We start from the raw sequence: 15527 nt of genomic DNA on the forward strand, positions 1-15527 counted from the left end.
CCTGACCGGATCGTCGCCGGCCGGCCGGGATCGTGTCCGTCGAGCTGAAGCGTCCCGGCGGTGAAGTGCGCAAACGGCAGCGAACCAGGCACGCCAAACTGCGCCGCGACGGCGCACGCGTCGACGTCATCGACAACAAGGCGGCCGTCGACGACCTCGTCAACCACCTCGTTACGCGCCTGGCACACGGCGCCGCCGCCGACACCATCCAGAAGGGAGACCCCACCCCATGAACGCCCCCACGACGACACATCCGTCACCGTCCGCGATCACACTGAAGCCGCACCAGCAGCAGATCCACGACTTCCTCGTCGACCACCCTTTCGCCGGGGCATGGCTCGGCGTCGGGGACGGAAAGACCCTGACCACGCTCTCCGTGCTGCAGACGGTCCGCCCGATGGGCCACATCCTCGTCGTCGCCCCTGTCGCGATCGCGCGGTCCACCTGGCTCGACGAGATCGAGAAGTGGGGCTTCCCCATCCGGACGAAGTCGCTCATCGTCGACGAGAACGACCGGAAACTGCCCAAGGCCAAGCGCCTGGCGCGGTTCCGGGACGTCTTCACCGACCCGCCGACGATGTACTTCATCAACCAGGAGCTGCTCACCCGCTCCCCGCAGAAGACCTGCACGACCTGCAAAGGGGCAGGTGGCCACGGGAACCACCCCTGCCTGGGGTGCCAGAGCGGGCTCGTCGACCAGATGCCGATCCAGTCGATCAATGGCGAGGACACCATCATCTGGCCCTTCCAGACCGTCATCATCGACGAGTCCCAGGGTTTCAAGTCGCCCACGAGCAACAGGTTCAAGGCACTCAAGCAGGTGCGCCCGGCCGTCACGCGCCTCATCGAGCTGACCGGCACGCCGAGTCCCAACGGTCTGGACGACCTGTGGAGCCAGGTCTTCCTGCTCGACCAGGGCCAGGCCCTGGGGCAGGACATCGATGCGTTTCGCGACCGCTGGTTCGTGGCGAAGATGGTTCCGGGCACCACGAGGCCGGCGAGGTGGGATCCCACCGAAGGCGCCGAGGCGGAGATCCATCAGGCGATCTCGCATCTGGTGATGAGCGCGCAGAACACGAGCCTGCAGCTCCCGGCGCTCACGATTCAGGACACGAACGTCACGCTCCCGTCGGACTTGCTGCAGGCCTACAAGGACTTCAGGCGCCGCCTCGTCCTGGACGTCGTAAACGAGGCAGTCATGCGCAAGGCCGGCGCCGCCTACGACGACTGGCTCAGGACATCGCACGAGCCCGAGGCCCAGGTGATCCGGACGCATCTGAGCACGCTCGCCGGCGACGATCGACAGGTCGCCTACCGGGACTTCCGGCAGAGCATGATCGGGGACTTCGTCACTGATCCGGACCAGGCGCTCATCAGCACCGTCGTCGCCGGGAACCAGGGCGTGCTCACGAGCAAGCTCGCCCAGTTCGCCTCCGGCACGCTCTACACAGCGGATCCGGACGACCCCTCCACGGCGGGTCGATACGAGGTCATCCACGACAAGAAGCTCGAGATGGCCGAGTACCTCGTACGGAACAACGGCGGCGAGCCGGTGCTCGTCGCCTACCACTTCCGCTCGGACCTCGAGCAGCTGCTCGCGCGCTTCAAGAAGGCCGGACTCGATGCACGGGTTTTCGACGGATCGCGCGCCATGGTCCGTCGCTGGAACACCAAGCAGATCCCGGTGATGCTCCTGCACCCCGCCAGCGCCGGACACGGCCTGAACCTGCAGGACGGCGGTTCGACGATGATCTGGTACACGCTGCCGTTCTCGCTCGAGCACTACCTGCAGACCAACGGCCGGCTCTACCGCACGGGCCAGACCCAGCCGGTGACCATCCACCGGCTCATCGCCAAGGGCACACAGGACGAGCGGATGCCCGCGGTGCTCGCCGGCAAGCAGCAGATCCAGGACGACCTCATCCGGGCGGTCTCCGGCGACGATGCCGCTGAGCAAGCCTTCCTGGCTGCCCTGGAGGCGGAGATCCGCGAGGACCTGAGCGATCTCTGGGCCATCGAACGAGCCTGAGGCTCATCCCCCGACGTCCCCGCTGCGCACCAGTGGGGATGTCGCCGCGGTTGCCGACCCCGCCCATATCGTCTCCGCGTCGCGTCGAGAGGAGTGGTCGGGCTGAGAAGAGGAGACGTCATGTTCATGCGCAAGTCCGTGTGCCACTCCTGCGGTCGCACCGGGTTCCGGTACGACCAGGGCCTCTACGACCCCGTCGCCGGCAGGCTGCTCACCCGATCCACCCACGACCCGGGGGACTTCGAGGAGCGGTACACCTACCTCCCGCACGAGTGCCTCGACGAGGACATCGAGGAGTACCAGCGCAAGATCGACGCCGTCGTGCAGAGTCTTGAGAGGCTGCGCGAGGAGACCACCTCGCCCTGGGACCAGGCCAGCTACGCCGACGCCCGAGTAGCCGCGAAGGGCACCCGGCAAGAGCTGCAGGAACTCGTGGCGCGCCACAGCCTCGAGCGCGACTGCCCCAGGTGCGGAGCAGGGCGGGCCGAGCCGTGCGAGAACCTCGTCCAGCGCCGCAGCGGCAGGCACGTGCCGACGAAGCATCCGCACGACGAGCGCGTGCCCGCCGTCGAGACCGTCGCCGGCCGGGAGATCGCCGCACTGCGCGACCAGGTCCTCGACGAGCACGACATCGTCTCGGAGATCTACCACGCGCTGTCGCGGGACGAGTCGATCGACAAGCTCTTGCAGATCGCTCGTCGTCGGCAGTGATCTGCGCCTGATCCGCACAACGACCACGGAGAATCCCGGACCCACGTCCGTCCGGTGGCCTGAGCACATCGCACCAGCGTCGACGAGTAGCTGGGTGAGCACGACGAGGTCGCGGTCACCCCTCGGTGTCGCGCCCTGCGGGCGCTGACCCTCGGAGGTCGGCGGCGCCGACCCGGGTGGCAGGCCGATGGCGCAACGGGTCGGGTATCGGGCGCCCCCCAGGATCACATCGGTGTCTCGTCAGGGACATCGACAGCCCCCGCAGGAGCTTCGGACGAGACGGACTGCGCACTCGCGACCTACATGAGTCGCTGATGCGGCCTGCCGGAGTCCTCGCCGAGAACCACGAGCGCGTCTACGTGCGGCACCGCCGAGGCAACGCGGACTGAACGCCCAGCCACCAAACGATCTGGCACGCACGCGTGCCCGAGGGAGCAGAGCGACCCATGAGCACCGAGAACCGGACCATCACCGTCGACCTCACGATCGACAACTTCTACCCCGGCGAGACCGTGCAGACGTTCGTGCTGTCTGCTGTCGTCGGGGCACCGGAGAGCTTCGTCGAGGACGAGCTCCAGGACTGGGCGACAGACGAACTCTTCGAGTTCACCGGCACCGGCCGCACCCACGGCGACTCCAGCTACGACGTGACCATCACGGGCTCGTCGGAGGCAGCGCTTCTGGGCCGCAGCTTCGAGTTCGGCTGATCATCCGTACAACCTCCGAGGTCGATGACCCGGAGAACCATGCGAGCGCGTCCGCAAGATCCTCTCCGGCCGCGCTGCGCTCTTGACCAGCGACGACCTGTGCCCTGGCGGGGAGCGCAGCGACCACGACCGACATCCACGCCCGGGCCGTGTCGTCCGGCCTGGGCCCCATACCAGGAGCACACCATGAACGCATTGATGCAGGACCTCCTGCTGAACGACCGCGACGTTGAAACTGCCACGGTCCCTGTCCCTGCACTGGATGTGCACGTCGTCGAGGACGGCGACGTGATGGTCGCCGAGCACGTCCGCTCCGGCGCCTGGGTCTGCTTCTGCATCGACTCGCGTCACCGTGACCTCGACCGCAGGCCCCACGTCGGCCATCTGCCCGACGGTGCACACCCGGTCACCGTCCACCTGTACGCCGTCATCGCGGAGGACCGCTCATGACCAGCTTCAACGGCCGCAGCCAGCGGCTCAAGCCGTGCGCCGGCGGCTGCGGGCGCAAGACCCGCGCCGTCCACTGCCGGGAGTGCTTCGCGAAGATCCCCGCCCGGGAGCGTGCGGGTGCGTTCGGGAGGTTCCAGCTCCGCCGGAGCCATCTCGTCACCGACGGCGACGTCGACGTCGACGTCCTGCCGTCCATCACCCCGGCCCGGGCAGCCAGCGCACGCCTCACCATCGCCGAGCTCGCTGTGCGAAACACCGACACGGACGCCGCGGCCGTCGCTGCCACACGCGAGGTGATCAACATGCTCGAGATCGCCGACTCGGCAGGGCAGGAGACCACGGGATGACGGCGACCGACTCCAACCTCGGCATCACGGTGACCCCAGTGCAGCAGCGCCTCGTTCTGAGCGCGCTCCACGAGAAGGCCGTCGAGTCCGATCACTACCTTCGTGGCTACCAGGTCGACGAGACGCCCGGTCCGCTGGATGTCTGCTGCAACGCACACCTGGCCCGATATGAGGAGCGCAAGGTTCAACGCGACGCACTCCTGGTGCGCCGCAAGCAGATCAACACGCTGATCGAGGTCTTCCAGGGGACTGCACCCCAGCCCGCTGCCACGACGCCGACGACGGTGGGCGCCGAGCACATTGCGCTCGTCTACCTCGACGAGCACGGCACCGCTCACCATCAGCCCCTTTCCGACGTCGTCTCGGTCGGGACGCTCATCGACCCGGAGACCGGCGCCGATCTCCAGATCTCGGCCGCCGTCGTCGACGCCCGAGCAGACCAACGCGGTGCCTGGGACAACGCGATCCCCCGTGAGCTGGCCAACGCGCTGCGCGACCGCGGGGACCCCGAATCCCTGGCGGCTGCCCAGTGGCTGGCCGAGCACGAGAACGACGACGAGGCCTGGAGCCTGATCGGCGGCCTGCTCGACCGCATCACCCGCACGGCCAAACAGCGCAACAGGTCGTGAGCACGCCGGCCGACAGTGTGCGCGACGTCGTGGGTGCCGCCGGCTGCGGGATATCTGCACCAGCAGGGCACTGGGCGAGAAGACCTGGCAGTTCTTGCTCAACTCCGAGAAGTACTCCGCATGTACCCCGTGTGCCCGATGCGCGCCGAGGGCCCAAACAGATCCGGGTGATCCAGCCTTGGCACAGAGCAAGCGCGCACGCGCGCCGAAAAAGTACACCGACTCCCGACGCACCCAGGTCACGCCCGAGTGGCTGGACTGGTACGAGTCCCGTCGTGCCAAGGCCTCCGATGACGGTTGGTTCGAAGCAGCATCAGCGGGCATCGAGCCATCGATGTACTTCCCCGAGCAGGAGGGCAAAGAGATCCCCGAGGATGGAGCGTGGGTCATCGTGGTCGAAGAGCCCTTCACCGAGCTGCGATCGCGATTCCGGATCCCACCGCTGAGCATGTGGCGAGCCCGCGCGCACGAGCTGAACTCCGGAGCGTTCACCACCAACGGTGTGAAGGTCTACCCGAAGCAGGCCATCATCGCCACCCCGGCAGGCGACCTGCACCTCTGGCCGCACGAGTACGTCGTGGCCGAACGGCCCATGGAGCTCGCGTCTGATCCCGATGCGACCCTCAACGCGCTCGGCGGGCAGCCGGTCCTCGACGAGGACGAGCTGTTCTACCTCATGAGCCGGGGCATCGCGCGCCACGAGGCCGTGATGCTCCTGTTCGACAAGGTGACTTCCCTGGACTTCGTTTTCGTCACGTTCCCCGAGGAGATCACCGACCTCCTCGCCGGGGCGGGACAGAGCCTCCGACGCCACCTGGCAGTGCACTCGCGAAGGCACACACCATGAGCCGCTACTAGCGCAGCCGTCAGCCCATCGAGGGCTTCCGTGCTGCGCCGAACTCCGATCTGGCGCATTGGATGCACCGAGCTCGGAAAGTCCAGCGCCACGTAGCGACCCACCCCGAAGCGACGGAAGAGCACCAGGCGTGTGCGCAAGTGTCAGCCGCGATCAGCACAGACCGCAGCGGGACCGACCCGAGACCGAGAAGGAGACCACCATGTCATCCAGGTTCGACCCCGCGATCTTGTCGGGTGATCCCGTGCACGACGAGCCTTGTCCACGATGCCGCCACGTCGGAACCGTCGTCTACGACGGCAACTACTGGTGCACGCGATGCCCCTGGGCGATGGCCGAGGGCGGACGGCCGAAGCGCATCATCGGCGCCTACCTCCGCCAGCTGAAGGCCGAGTACCTCGCCCGTGACGACGCCCGGAACGCCGCACTCATGGAGTCCTACCTCCAGGATATCGGCATGGCCACAGCCAGAGACCAGAACCCGGCCGAGGCTGCGGAGAAGGAGAAGACCGCGACCGATCCGACCAACCTGCCTCCGCGCAGGCACGGCATCAGCCTCGACGCAGATTCGGTTCGCGCCGAGCTGGACGATGCCCCTGCGGAGGCTCACGATCTGACCCCTCAGCAGGCCGCGCTGATCCAGCACCTGGGCGACGACGAGATCAACCGCGCCATCACCCAGGCAGTCGACGACGACTTCTGGGCACAGTACGACGCGGTCCGCCGCTGTGCCATCGCGACGCTCGCCCAGACACACGCAGCAGGTGCCTGAACCGTCGCCAGCAAAGCGAGCGCGGTCCAGGGCCAACGGCGGGAAGCTGGGACAGGAGCAGTCATGTCCGAGATCGACGTCGACGAGGGCTGGCGTGACCAGGCCCTGTGCGCGCAGACCGACCCGGAGACATTCTTCCCCGAGAAGGGCAGCAGTAGCGCAGACGCCAAGCGCGTCTGCGACAGCTGCGACGTCCGAGCTCAGTGCCTGAGGTACGCGCTGCGCAACGGCGAGCGCTTCGGTATCTGGGGCGGGCTCTCCGTCTCGGAGCGTGACCGCATCACGAGCGCTCTGCCCGGCCAGCGCCTGGGTCTCGCTCGTGCACGCAGGCAGACGCGTGACCAGGCCATCCTCGCGATGGTCGACACAGAGGTCGGCGCACCTGTCGTTGCCGCGAGCTTCGGTGTCTCCGACCAGACCGTGTACCGAGCGATCAAGGCGCGCAGGGCGCGCGAGCGCGAGCGCCTCGCGAACACGGGCTGACACTGGCCCTCGAGATCCAGGAGCAGCACCATGACCGGGAACGCACCACTCGGCGCGCGCATGCGGCCGACCGTACTGAGTGAGGTCGTCGGACAGAACCACCTCATCTTCCCCGGCTCGCCGCTCGAGCAGCTCGCCAGCGGTCAGGGTGCGCCCGCTGTGTCTGTCCTGCTCTACGGTCCTCCCGGCTGCGGCAAGACAACCATCGCCAGCGTCATCGCGCTCGAGACGAGGCGGCGCTTCGTCGAGCTCTCGGCCACCTCCGCCGGAGTCGCCGACGTGCGCAGGACGCTTGCTGCTGCGCAGAAGGCGCTCGACGTGGACGGCACCCAGACGCTGGTCTTCATCGACGAGATCCACCGCTTCTCCAAGGCACAGCAGGACGTCCTGCTGCCCGCCGTGGAGTCCGGGACCATCTCGCTGATCGGCGCGACAACGGAGAACCCGAGCTTCTCGGTGAACCCGGCTCTGGTCTCCCGGTCCATCCTCATGGTGCTGCGCCCGCTGAGCAGCCGCGACATCGTCGCTGTCCTCGGAAGAGCGCTCGAGCACGACCCTCAGGTCAGTGCAACGGGCATCGGCTTCGAGGACTCCGCCCTCGACGTGATCGCCGACTCTTCGAGCGGCGATGTCCGCCAGGCGCTGAACCGCCTGGAGACCGCCGTCGCCACGGCGCAGGCTGCCGGCAAGCACAGCATCGACCACGAGATCCTCGAGCAGACCGCGGGCTCCGCGCTGCAGCGCTACGACCGCGACGGCGACCAGCACTACGACGTCGTCTCCGCGTTCATCAAGTCGATGCGGGGAAGCGACCCCGACGCAGCGCTGCACTGGCTCGCCCGGATGATCGAGGCGGGGGAGGACCCGCGCTTCATCGCGCGCCGGCTCGTCGTGCACGCCTCCGAGGACGTCGGCATGGCGGACCCGTCCGTCCTGTCGATCGCCGTCGCCGCAGCGCAGGCCGTGCAGCTGGTCGGCATGCCCGAGGCACGGATCAACCTTGCCCACGCGGCGATCGCGATCGCCACCGCACCGAAAAGCCCCGCAGTGATCAGGGGCATCGACAGCGCGCTCCGGGACGTCCGGCAAGGGATGACCGGCGAGGTGCCCGTGCACCTGCGCGACGCGCACTACCCGGGAGCGAAAGCTCTCGGCCACGGCCAGGGCTACCTGTTCCCGCACGACTACGACCACGGGGTCGTCGCGCAGCAGTACCTGCCCGACCAGGTCCGGGACCGGGAGTACTACACGCCGACGACCAACGGCTTCGAAAACACCGTGCGAACACGGCTGGATGCGATTGAGCAGCTCGCCGACGAACAGTCCGCCTGACGAGAAAGAAGCTTTGACCCATGGGATCTGACACCTACTTCAGCGGCAGTCTTACGATCGTCCCGCCGTTGAACGACGACGAGACCGCCTACCTCATCGACTTCGCCGCGACCCGCCGGTGCCAGCGCATCGAGGGCCCTCTCGCGCTGCCCGGTGTGACCGTCGACTTCAACCGGCCGCCTGCCGGACAGCCGGGCGTCTGGTGCCACTTCGAGCCCGACGAAGACGGAACGACCATCGTCTGGAACGAATCGGAGAAGACCTACCAGGGCGCCGAGCGGATCGCCTTCCTCGTCACCCGTCTGCTCGCGCCCAGCGCCAAGGAATATCTCGACGCGCATCGCGACGAGGACCCGAGGCTCGCCGAGTTCACGACTGACCACGTCGTGAACGGCTCCTTCACCGCTCAAGGCGAGGAGTACCTCGACCTCTGGGGCATCACCGTCGAGGACAACCAGGTCACCAAATGGCAGGCCGGCCTCACACCTGAGAACCACAAGCCCGTCGTGCTGCCGAAGTAGGCACGCGAGGTCGAACAGCACACAACATAAGGAGCCGTCCCATGAGCACTCCCACCACGGGCCCAGCGGTCCGCCGAGGGGGCTCGGGCGTGAAGACCAGGATCACCACCATCGCCGCGCTCGCGCTTGCCCTCGTCGCCGGCTTGGCCGGCTGCCGGTCAGCGGAACCCGACGAGATCACGTGGACACTCGTGGCCGAGGGTGACATCGTCGCCATGGACGCCACCACCGGCGTCTACGTCGAGGGATACGTCAACACCGGCCTGGTCGGGGGCCGCGGCGAGGTCCGGAGCCGCGGAGTCATCGACTACAAGTACGCCCGTGAGCTCGACGAAGGCGGCTTTCGCCAAGACCTCATGAGCTCCACCTACGAGCGGATCGCCGACTACGACGCGTATCCCGGATCGAATGTCGTGACCATCTACCAGGACGCCGAGCCCGACGGCACCAGCGCACGCATCGAGATCTACCGGTGCGAATTGCCCGACGACTGGCAGGTCACCGAATGCGTCATGCCAGACGGACAAGCCATGGACAGCACCCGCCACCGTGTCGCGATCCATGTGCCCCCCGGCACGGTCATCCAGACCTTCGACGAATCCGGCGCCGACACTTCCGACCCTGAAAGCGAGGACCACCATGGTCGACGACAGCACTGAGGACACGTCGAAGCGCGTGGACGACCTCTCGGATGATCTCGGCTTCGACGTCCTCATGCTTGAGCAACACGTCCGCTTCCGTCTCGACCTCACACGCATGCAGCGCGGCGAACCGGCCAAGCTGGGCTATGTCCTCATCGACAGGCAGGACCACCCGAACGCCGCGATCGTCTTCTCCACGCCGGACGAGGCACGCGAGGCCATCGAGAGTCATCCTCTCGTCGAGAGCCTCGCGGAGGAGGACTGCTTGGACGCTTACGTCCCCACCGGCGTCGACCCCGCGGCCCTGATTGGCCGCGAGATCTTCCTGCCCTGAGGGTGCGGCGGACACACGGATCGCAGATGAGCGCCGTTCTGCTAGAGGTCGAGCCGGATCACCGCATCGCGACCCTGCGCGCCGGACCTGACACTCGTGACGGTGATACGCACCGTCTTGACCGAGCCGTCAACCCGGCGAAGATCGACCACCATCGAGCGAGGTTCCTCCGTCACGCCCGCTGCCGCCGTTGCGATGAAGGCACGGAGCTCTCCTGAAGCACCATTGGCGAAATCGCCGAGCCCACCAATATGTCCGAAGCCCGCTCGCCGCCACGACTGAGAAGTCATCAGCACGTCCAGGGTGGTTCCGTCCACCACGGCTATCGGTTCCGTGGCGAGCTCCATCACTCCACGAAGTACGTCATCGACGCGTGCGGCGTCGTGCTCCAACGCCAGATCGTGGAACGTCGACGGCGCGTCGTAGCTGAATCCCTGCAGGACGATCTTGTCGTCACCCGGTTCAACCGGGACGACCTGACCGACCATGCGCAGGTGCCGACGACCTTGCGATGAGGAGCCGTAGCCCGTCACCACGCTGTAGGTGAGGCACCGGAGCGTACCCGAGATGCCCTTCAGTCCGTCCTGGATGCTGTCCCGGATCGAAGCGCTCAACCGCATCTGGTCGGTTTGATCAATGAGCCCGGTCGCCCATTCACCGGCCTCCCAGTAGCCCTGGTCCTGACGTAGCTGGGCGATGCTCGGGTCGACGTCGTAGATCTGGAAGAGGTTCTGATCCCAGTAGGTGCGTCGATGCGATGTCGGCTGACCGTTTGGGTGGCGCTCGATCTCCCATTCCCAGCTGCCGACCAGCGGCGGATCTGGCAGCGCCTGGTCGGCCGACGAGACGGCGGCGAGCACGCCGATCAGGGTCGAGGACCGTGGTGAGAACACCGGTCGTAGGGCGACGGTCCACTCGGTACCGCTATGGGTGACCGTCTCGGTGGTCGCACTGCCGTTTTCGTAGGCATGGGTGACCCGGTTCTGGTCCAGCAGCAGGCGGCGCGGAATCGGGCGTGTGATTTTCCGTGCCGAGATGGGTCCGCAGGGCTGGTCGTCGATGAGAACGAGCTGCCTTCCGCCATGGCCGCAGAACAGGCCCCAGGACCCGACGTCGAGCTGGACTGGCATGTATCAGATTCCCCCTGCGACCGGAATAGTGGCCCCGGACATGTACGTGTTCTCAGCGGTATGGATGATTGCCGATGCCATCTCGTCCGCGGTTCCCAGGCGTTTCAACGGAATCCCTTCCAGCATCGCTGCGCGTGCCTGCTGCGAGACGTTCGCCATCATGTCAGTGTCTGTCGCGCCGGGCGCGACGACGTTCACGCGGATGTTGCGATCTGCGTATTCCCTGGCCATCGAGCGGGCGAACGCCTCCAGGGCACCCTTGGAGGCGGTGTAGTTGCACTGGCCGGCAACCCCGTATTTCACCGATATCGACGACACCAGCACGATCGAGCCGTCTCGCTGACGCATCATCGGTTCCAGCGCGGCCTTGCAGGCCAGCATCGGTCCGATCGCGTTGACCTGCATCACCTCGCTCAGGTCCTGTTCGCTCATCCTCAACAGCAGCTTGTCCCGCGTGATTCCGGCGGCGACCACGAGCACGTCGAGGCGACCCAGCAAAGCCACCGCTTCTCTCACGCCTGCCGAGATCGACCCGGCGTCGCGAACATCCATTTCGATCCCGACTGTTCCCGTAGGCACCGACCCGCCACCACGATGTGTCCCTGCGGTCCGGTATCCCACCTTGAGGAGCCCTCGCGCGGTAGCTGCGCCGATTCCTCGGCTCGCTCCGATCACAAGTGCCGTTCTTGCTGCCTCAACCACTTGTCCCCCCAACCCTCTATCGGCTATTGTGATTTCCCTTCAAGATTCAGGACTCGTACCCCTGCGTTAGCCAGCGACAGGCGGTGTCCGTACTACTCTCCCCAGAGGACTACAGATGCCTGCCTTGACGCCGCTGATCACCGGGTCCCTCCGCGATCTTCTCCACCACCGAAGTGGCGCGCCTGTTGAGCCGGCCCGTCATGGCCCCGTCCAGGATCCGATCGACAGCCTCGAATGGCCTGAGGAGTCCACGCTCGAGGCTCTCGGTGCAACTATCGCTTCCGTGTGTGGTCTCGGGATCGTCGTTGCGCCCATCCCCACGAGACTGCGCCACCCCGAGATCAGTGGACTCACCATCGTCATTGGGTCGACCGCGCATGTCTATTACGACGCCGGAGTCTCTCCGCTCAACCAGATGCAGACGGTGCTGCACGAATATGCCCACATCCTCCACGGCGATGTCCGGACGAACGCCGATGCGACGCATGCCCGCACGACCTTCGACAGCCCGGTCGAGCAACGGGCCGAGACGACCGGGATGCGGCTGATGGACACCATGCTGCGCAAGCACCGCGGGTCGGACGTCCTTGACTTCATCTCCGGCAACGGTGACGTTGAGCATCGCTCGTGATCTGGCGTGTCCCTCGCACACGTTCCCCCACGTCGAGCCGGTGGCTCTGCCCGCGTGGTACCCGCCGCCCGGGCCCCTGTTTGGCTACCGCTGACGGGGCCAGAGGCTGAGCAGTCCTGCCGATGGCAACGGGGAACCCGTGGGACCGGTACCCGAGTGGAAGATTTTCCACTACGATGGTTCGTGTCGCGGTTCTCGTGGAGCGCCGTGACGAGCCAGTCGTCACCGATCGCGAGAGGGGCCGGGCCTGTGAGCATCGCACAGCGACTCGAGGATCTCTTTGCACAGACTGCCGGACCTCGTGGCCGTCCGGTCACCATGCAGGAGATCATCAGCAGGATGGAGCAGCGCGGCATCTCGACGATGTCGATGAGCTACCTGCAGCAATTGCGTAAGGGTGAGGCACAGAATCCCCGGCTGCAGCACTTGCGGGCACTCGCCGACGCCTTCGGCGTCACGCTGTCGTACTTCGACGACGAACCCTCGAATCTGGACGCCGAGCAGGACCTGACGCCGCAGGAGCGCACGATCGCGCTGCGCGTCCACGGTCTGAGCCCGGATGCTCTGTCCAGCATCGAGGCCATCATCGAGTTCGCTCGCAAGAGCGAACAGCTCGATGATGTGCCGCAGCCGCATGACCAAGGATGAGCCCGGACTCGTGCAGAGCCTGCGAGCAGAAGTCGGGGCGAGAGTCTCTGGCTGGTCTGCCGTCCGAACCTCGTTCCTGAACTTGTCCTCGATCGTGCCGCGCTTCCTTCTCGACTGCCGGGACGGAAACGCCGAGTAGCTCGAGACAGGCCGTTGTCGCGAGCAAGGTGCCGTGTTCGACTTCATCTGCGCAGAAGCAGGAGGCCTACCATGCTCTCGGTCCTCATCGTCGGTGTCGCCGCCGCGACCGTCGTGCTCATATCGTTCGTCCACAAGGGGCGCGGTGACCGATCGAAATTGCTGCGGTACGCCGTCATCACGATGTTCATCGCTGCGGTGCTGCGTGAGCTCGAACCCGTCCAGGGTGTGCCGGTCATCGACCTGCTCAAGCGCCTCACCTTCCTCGTGACCCAGACTTCCTCGATCCTGCTGATGCTCACCTTCCGTCGAAGGTCCGTCACCCTTCGTGCCGCCCGCAAGATCTGGGCCGTGACCGCCGCGATCGGGGTGCTGACGGCGACACTCGTGTGGTTCGTGCCCACGCACGCGGACGGAACCCTCTACACCCACCTCGAGGCTGCTGGGTCGCCGGCCGGCATGGCCTACTACGGCCTGTATGAAGCCACTATGGCCGTCACTGCCCTGGTGGTCGCGGTTGGCTGCTGGTCCGCGCTGGTCAGAACCGGGCAGCCCATCGTTGCCCGGTTGTCTCTGATCATGATCGCCGTCGCGGCGGTGGGCACCATGGTCTACGTCGCACTCGGGTGGTACTCCCTGTCCGGGGGTGCGGCCGACACCTCCGAGCTCAGGGGGCAGGTGTACCTCCTGACATTGGTCCTCCTGCTCGTCGGCCTCGCCATCGGCGGCCTGCGCAAGATCGTCGTCGAGGGGCAGCAGGCCCTGACCATCTACACCGCCACCGACGTCATCGAGCCGCTCTGGCGCGCTGTGGTGACGCTCCACCCTGATGTCGTGCTCCCGAGCGAGGGGTTCAGTAGGCGTGAGCGGATGATCCGGCTCGTGGTGGAGACCCATGACGCGCTCACCCTCATCCGTTCCGACTCCGATCACGCCCTGGATGTCGTCCGCGACCGGTACGGCGACGACCCGAAGCTCACGGCCGGGTTGCTCCTGCACCTCCTGGGCGAGGACGCCGTGCCCAGATCGCCCGGACGTGTGACACGGCTCCTGATGCGCCTGATCAGTGGCACCAAGAACGAGGCCCTGATGTCGTCGATCCGGGATCTGTATGCCATCAGGCGGGCCTGCGGCTCACGAGACCAGTGGTGGAAGCCGGCCCTGGTGACCTGAGGCGTTCACCGTCGGGCCGTGCTGAGCCGGGGACCCCTGCCGATCGGTACACCAGTGGAAATAATTCCACTCATGAGGCATGATCGCAGTATGCACCCGGCGATGCCGCCGTCCTGACCCCGGCGCATCACGGACTCCCCAGCCGCGCACGTGTAAGGAGTGCATCGATGACCGCCCCCCAACCCGAGATCCATGGCCCTGACGAGTTCCAGGGCTTCCACGAGGCCCGGCACGTCCTGTGGTGCCATGAAGCGCGCACCCGCGTGCGCGAGCAGCTCGACCGGACGACCTTCATCCTCGACGAGGGCGTCACGGCGGTCTATGTCGACAACTTCTCGCGGGCCGACCGGGTCTCTCTTTCGGCGTTCGACAAGAGTGGCCGGCTGGTCGACTCCGACACGCTCTACATCGACGAACCGGAGCAGCGCCTCGACGTCGCGCCCGAGTTCGACCACGACTTCACTGGCTTGGCGGTCCCGCGTGGATCCGAGCTCGCGCGAGTCGTGGCCCGCGAGGATGGCTGGATCATCGACATGTCGGCGCTGCGGAACTACGACCTCCTCGCTGACCGTCGGGCCGCGCAGCGAGCGATGTTCGTGGCGCACCTCAAGGACATGATGACGAACGGTCAAGCCCGAGGCTTCCTGATCGACCTCGGCGACGCCGACGCGGCGTGAAGGGCCACGACCTCGATTCCCGGCCAGCGCAGCAGGCCCCGCCCGACTCGGGCGGGGCTTTTTTGTGTCTGAGGCGCCCGCGAGCCTGCGCAGTCCCTGCGGGGGATCAGCGCAGCTGATCCGGGTACCGGGCCGAAGCGTGCCCGCCGCGCCCAGCTCTGGAAGTCGTGGATCGCGGGGTGCTCTGCGCAGAAGCGTGCGGTGGACCGGCTGGCGCCGGTCCCGGGTGGCGTCATGTGGTGAACAGGGCCGCGCCCACTGGCCGGCACGCCGTGCCACGGCCTGCCAGAGGGTCTGAGCCCACGAAGAACAGCGAGCCGCGTCAGGGGCGCATGGCGGCTGCGGGCCCTCGAGTACGCCCGCCGGCCCATCAGTGTCAGGCCCCATCGGCGAGGACCGAGGTCCGCCCACCACGAGGCCGGCCCGGGCCGCCTGTTTTGTTGCCGCAGCCATCGGTTCCACCTGACCGGGATCGGCGGCGCCCTATGGCCCGAGGGCTCCGACTCCGTCACGGCTGCCTGGTGAACCGGATCCGCATCCCTGTGCCCTACCTCTATCACCAGTGCGAGCGAGCATTCGACTCATGTATCAGTGACCTACTGGAGTCGAACCGAGC

20 protein-coding genes are annotated in these 15527 nt (G+C 66.7%); 18 read left to right on the forward strand and 2 right to left on the reverse strand.

Translation table 11 applies throughout. The features are described 5' to 3' along the window. Positions 1-32 precede the first annotated feature (32 nt). The 14 genes from ACFSL2_RS01205 (at position 33) to ACFSL2_RS01270 (ending at position 9812) form a co-directional block, all read left to right on the forward strand. Positions 33-233 (forward strand): PDDEXK family nuclease, encoded by a 201-nt coding sequence (locus ACFSL2_RS01205; protein ID WP_377183865.1) that lies wholly within the window; start codon positions 33-35, stop codon positions 231-233. Continuing rightward, on the forward strand, positions 230-2029 hold the full coding sequence (locus ACFSL2_RS01210; RefSeq protein ID WP_377183867.1) for a DEAD/DEAH box helicase: 1800 nt from the start codon (positions 230-232) through the stop codon (positions 2027-2029). Before ACFSL2_RS01205 ends, ACFSL2_RS01210 begins: the two co-directional genes overlap by 4 nt. 120 nt (positions 2030-2149) lie before the next feature. Next, positions 2150-2740 (forward strand): zinc finger domain-containing protein, encoded by a 591-nt coding sequence (locus tag ACFSL2_RS01215; RefSeq protein WP_377183869.1) that lies wholly within the window; start codon positions 2150-2152, stop codon positions 2738-2740. 446 nt (positions 2741-3186) lie between these two features. Further along, positions 3187-3447, forward strand: coding sequence for a hypothetical protein (locus ACFSL2_RS01220; RefSeq protein ID WP_377183871.1), 261 nt, complete (start codon positions 3187-3189; stop codon positions 3445-3447). 186 nt (positions 3448-3633) lie between these two features. Further along, positions 3634-3897 carry a hypothetical protein gene (locus ACFSL2_RS01225; RefSeq protein ID WP_377183873.1) on the forward strand — a complete coding sequence of 88 codons (264 nt, stop codon included), beginning with the start codon at positions 3634-3636 and terminating at the stop codon, positions 3895-3897. After that, a complete protein-coding gene (locus ACFSL2_RS01230; protein WP_377196096.1) occupies positions 3894-4244 on the forward strand; it encodes a hypothetical protein in 351 nt (116 codons plus the stop codon). Before ACFSL2_RS01225 ends, ACFSL2_RS01230 begins: the two co-directional genes overlap by 4 nt. Then, positions 4241-4873 carry a hypothetical protein gene (locus tag ACFSL2_RS01235; protein ID WP_377183877.1) on the forward strand — a complete coding sequence of 211 codons (633 nt, stop codon included), beginning with the start codon at positions 4241-4243 and terminating at the stop codon, positions 4871-4873. The genes ACFSL2_RS01230 and ACFSL2_RS01235 overlap by 4 nt, the downstream gene beginning before the upstream one ends. Before the next feature lie 178 nt (positions 4874-5051). After that, on the forward strand, positions 5052-5720 hold the full coding sequence (locus ACFSL2_RS01240; protein WP_377183879.1) for a hypothetical protein: 669 nt from the start codon (positions 5052-5054) through the stop codon (positions 5718-5720). Positions 5721-5973: 253 nt separating this feature from the next. After that, on the forward strand, positions 5974-6501 hold the full coding sequence (locus ACFSL2_RS01245; protein WP_377196097.1) for a hypothetical protein: 528 nt from the start codon (positions 5974-5976) through the stop codon (positions 6499-6501). A 63-nt stretch (positions 6502-6564) separates the two neighbouring features. Continuing rightward, positions 6565-6984, forward strand: a complete 420-nt coding sequence (locus tag ACFSL2_RS01250; RefSeq protein WP_377196098.1) for a WhiB family transcriptional regulator — start codon at positions 6565-6567, stop codon at positions 6982-6984. A 30-nt stretch (positions 6985-7014) separates the two neighbouring features. Next, a complete protein-coding gene (locus ACFSL2_RS01255) occupies positions 7015-8316 on the forward strand; it encodes a replication-associated recombination protein A (protein WP_377183885.1) in 1302 nt (433 codons plus the stop codon). A gap of 20 nt (positions 8317-8336) precedes the next feature. Then, positions 8337-8837: a hypothetical protein gene (locus ACFSL2_RS01260; RefSeq protein ID WP_377196099.1), complete on the forward strand. Its 501-nt coding sequence runs from the start codon at positions 8337-8339 to the stop codon at positions 8835-8837. 41 nt (positions 8838-8878) lie between these two features. Then, a complete protein-coding gene (locus ACFSL2_RS01265) occupies positions 8879-9496 on the forward strand; it encodes a hypothetical protein (RefSeq protein WP_377196100.1) in 618 nt (205 codons plus the stop codon). Further along, a complete protein-coding gene (locus ACFSL2_RS01270) occupies positions 9477-9812 on the forward strand; it encodes a hypothetical protein (protein WP_377183891.1) in 336 nt (111 codons plus the stop codon). Before ACFSL2_RS01265 ends, ACFSL2_RS01270 begins: the two co-directional genes overlap by 20 nt. 41 nt (positions 9813-9853) lie before the next feature. Here ACFSL2_RS01270 and ACFSL2_RS01275 read toward each other — a convergent pair whose 3' ends face one another. Together ACFSL2_RS01275 and ACFSL2_RS01280 are read right to left on the reverse strand one after the other, a co-directional pair. Beyond that, positions 9854-10942 carry a hypothetical protein gene (locus tag ACFSL2_RS01275; RefSeq protein WP_377196101.1) on the reverse strand — a complete coding sequence of 363 codons (1089 nt, stop codon included), beginning with the start codon at positions 10940-10942 and terminating at the stop codon, positions 9854-9856. Between the two features lie 3 nt (positions 10943-10945). Next, the gene (locus ACFSL2_RS01280; RefSeq protein ID WP_377183895.1) at positions 10946-11644 is read right to left on the reverse strand and encodes an SDR family NAD(P)-dependent oxidoreductase; all 699 of its coding nucleotides are present in this window, start codon (positions 11642-11644) and stop codon (positions 10946-10948) included. Positions 11645-11759: 115 nt separating this feature from the next. Between ACFSL2_RS01280 and ACFSL2_RS01285 the strand changes: the two genes are divergently transcribed. The 4 genes from ACFSL2_RS01285 to ACFSL2_RS01300 all read left to right on the forward strand — a co-directional run bounded on the left by ACFSL2_RS01285 (position 11760) and on the right by ACFSL2_RS01300 (position 14911). Beyond that, a complete protein-coding gene (locus ACFSL2_RS01285; protein ID WP_377183897.1) occupies positions 11760-12275 on the forward strand; it encodes a hypothetical protein in 516 nt (171 codons plus the stop codon). A 249-nt stretch (positions 12276-12524) separates the two neighbouring features. Beyond that, positions 12525-12923 carry a hypothetical protein gene (locus tag ACFSL2_RS01290; RefSeq protein WP_377183899.1) on the forward strand — a complete coding sequence of 133 codons (399 nt, stop codon included), beginning with the start codon at positions 12525-12527 and terminating at the stop codon, positions 12921-12923. 210 nt (positions 12924-13133) lie between these two features. After that, positions 13134-14234 (forward strand): DUF6545 domain-containing protein, encoded by a 1101-nt coding sequence (locus ACFSL2_RS01295; RefSeq protein ID WP_377183900.1) that lies wholly within the window; start codon positions 13134-13136, stop codon positions 14232-14234. Positions 14235-14401: 167 nt separating this feature from the next. Then, positions 14402-14911, forward strand: coding sequence for a hypothetical protein (locus ACFSL2_RS01300; RefSeq protein WP_377196102.1), 510 nt, complete (start codon positions 14402-14404; stop codon positions 14909-14911). The last annotated feature ends 616 nt before the right edge of the window (positions 14912-15527 follow it).

It is taken from the genome of Promicromonospora aerolata, assembly GCF_042682255.1.
Classification (GTDB): Bacteria; Actinomycetota; Actinomycetes; order Actinomycetales; family Cellulomonadaceae; genus Promicromonospora; species Promicromonospora aerolata.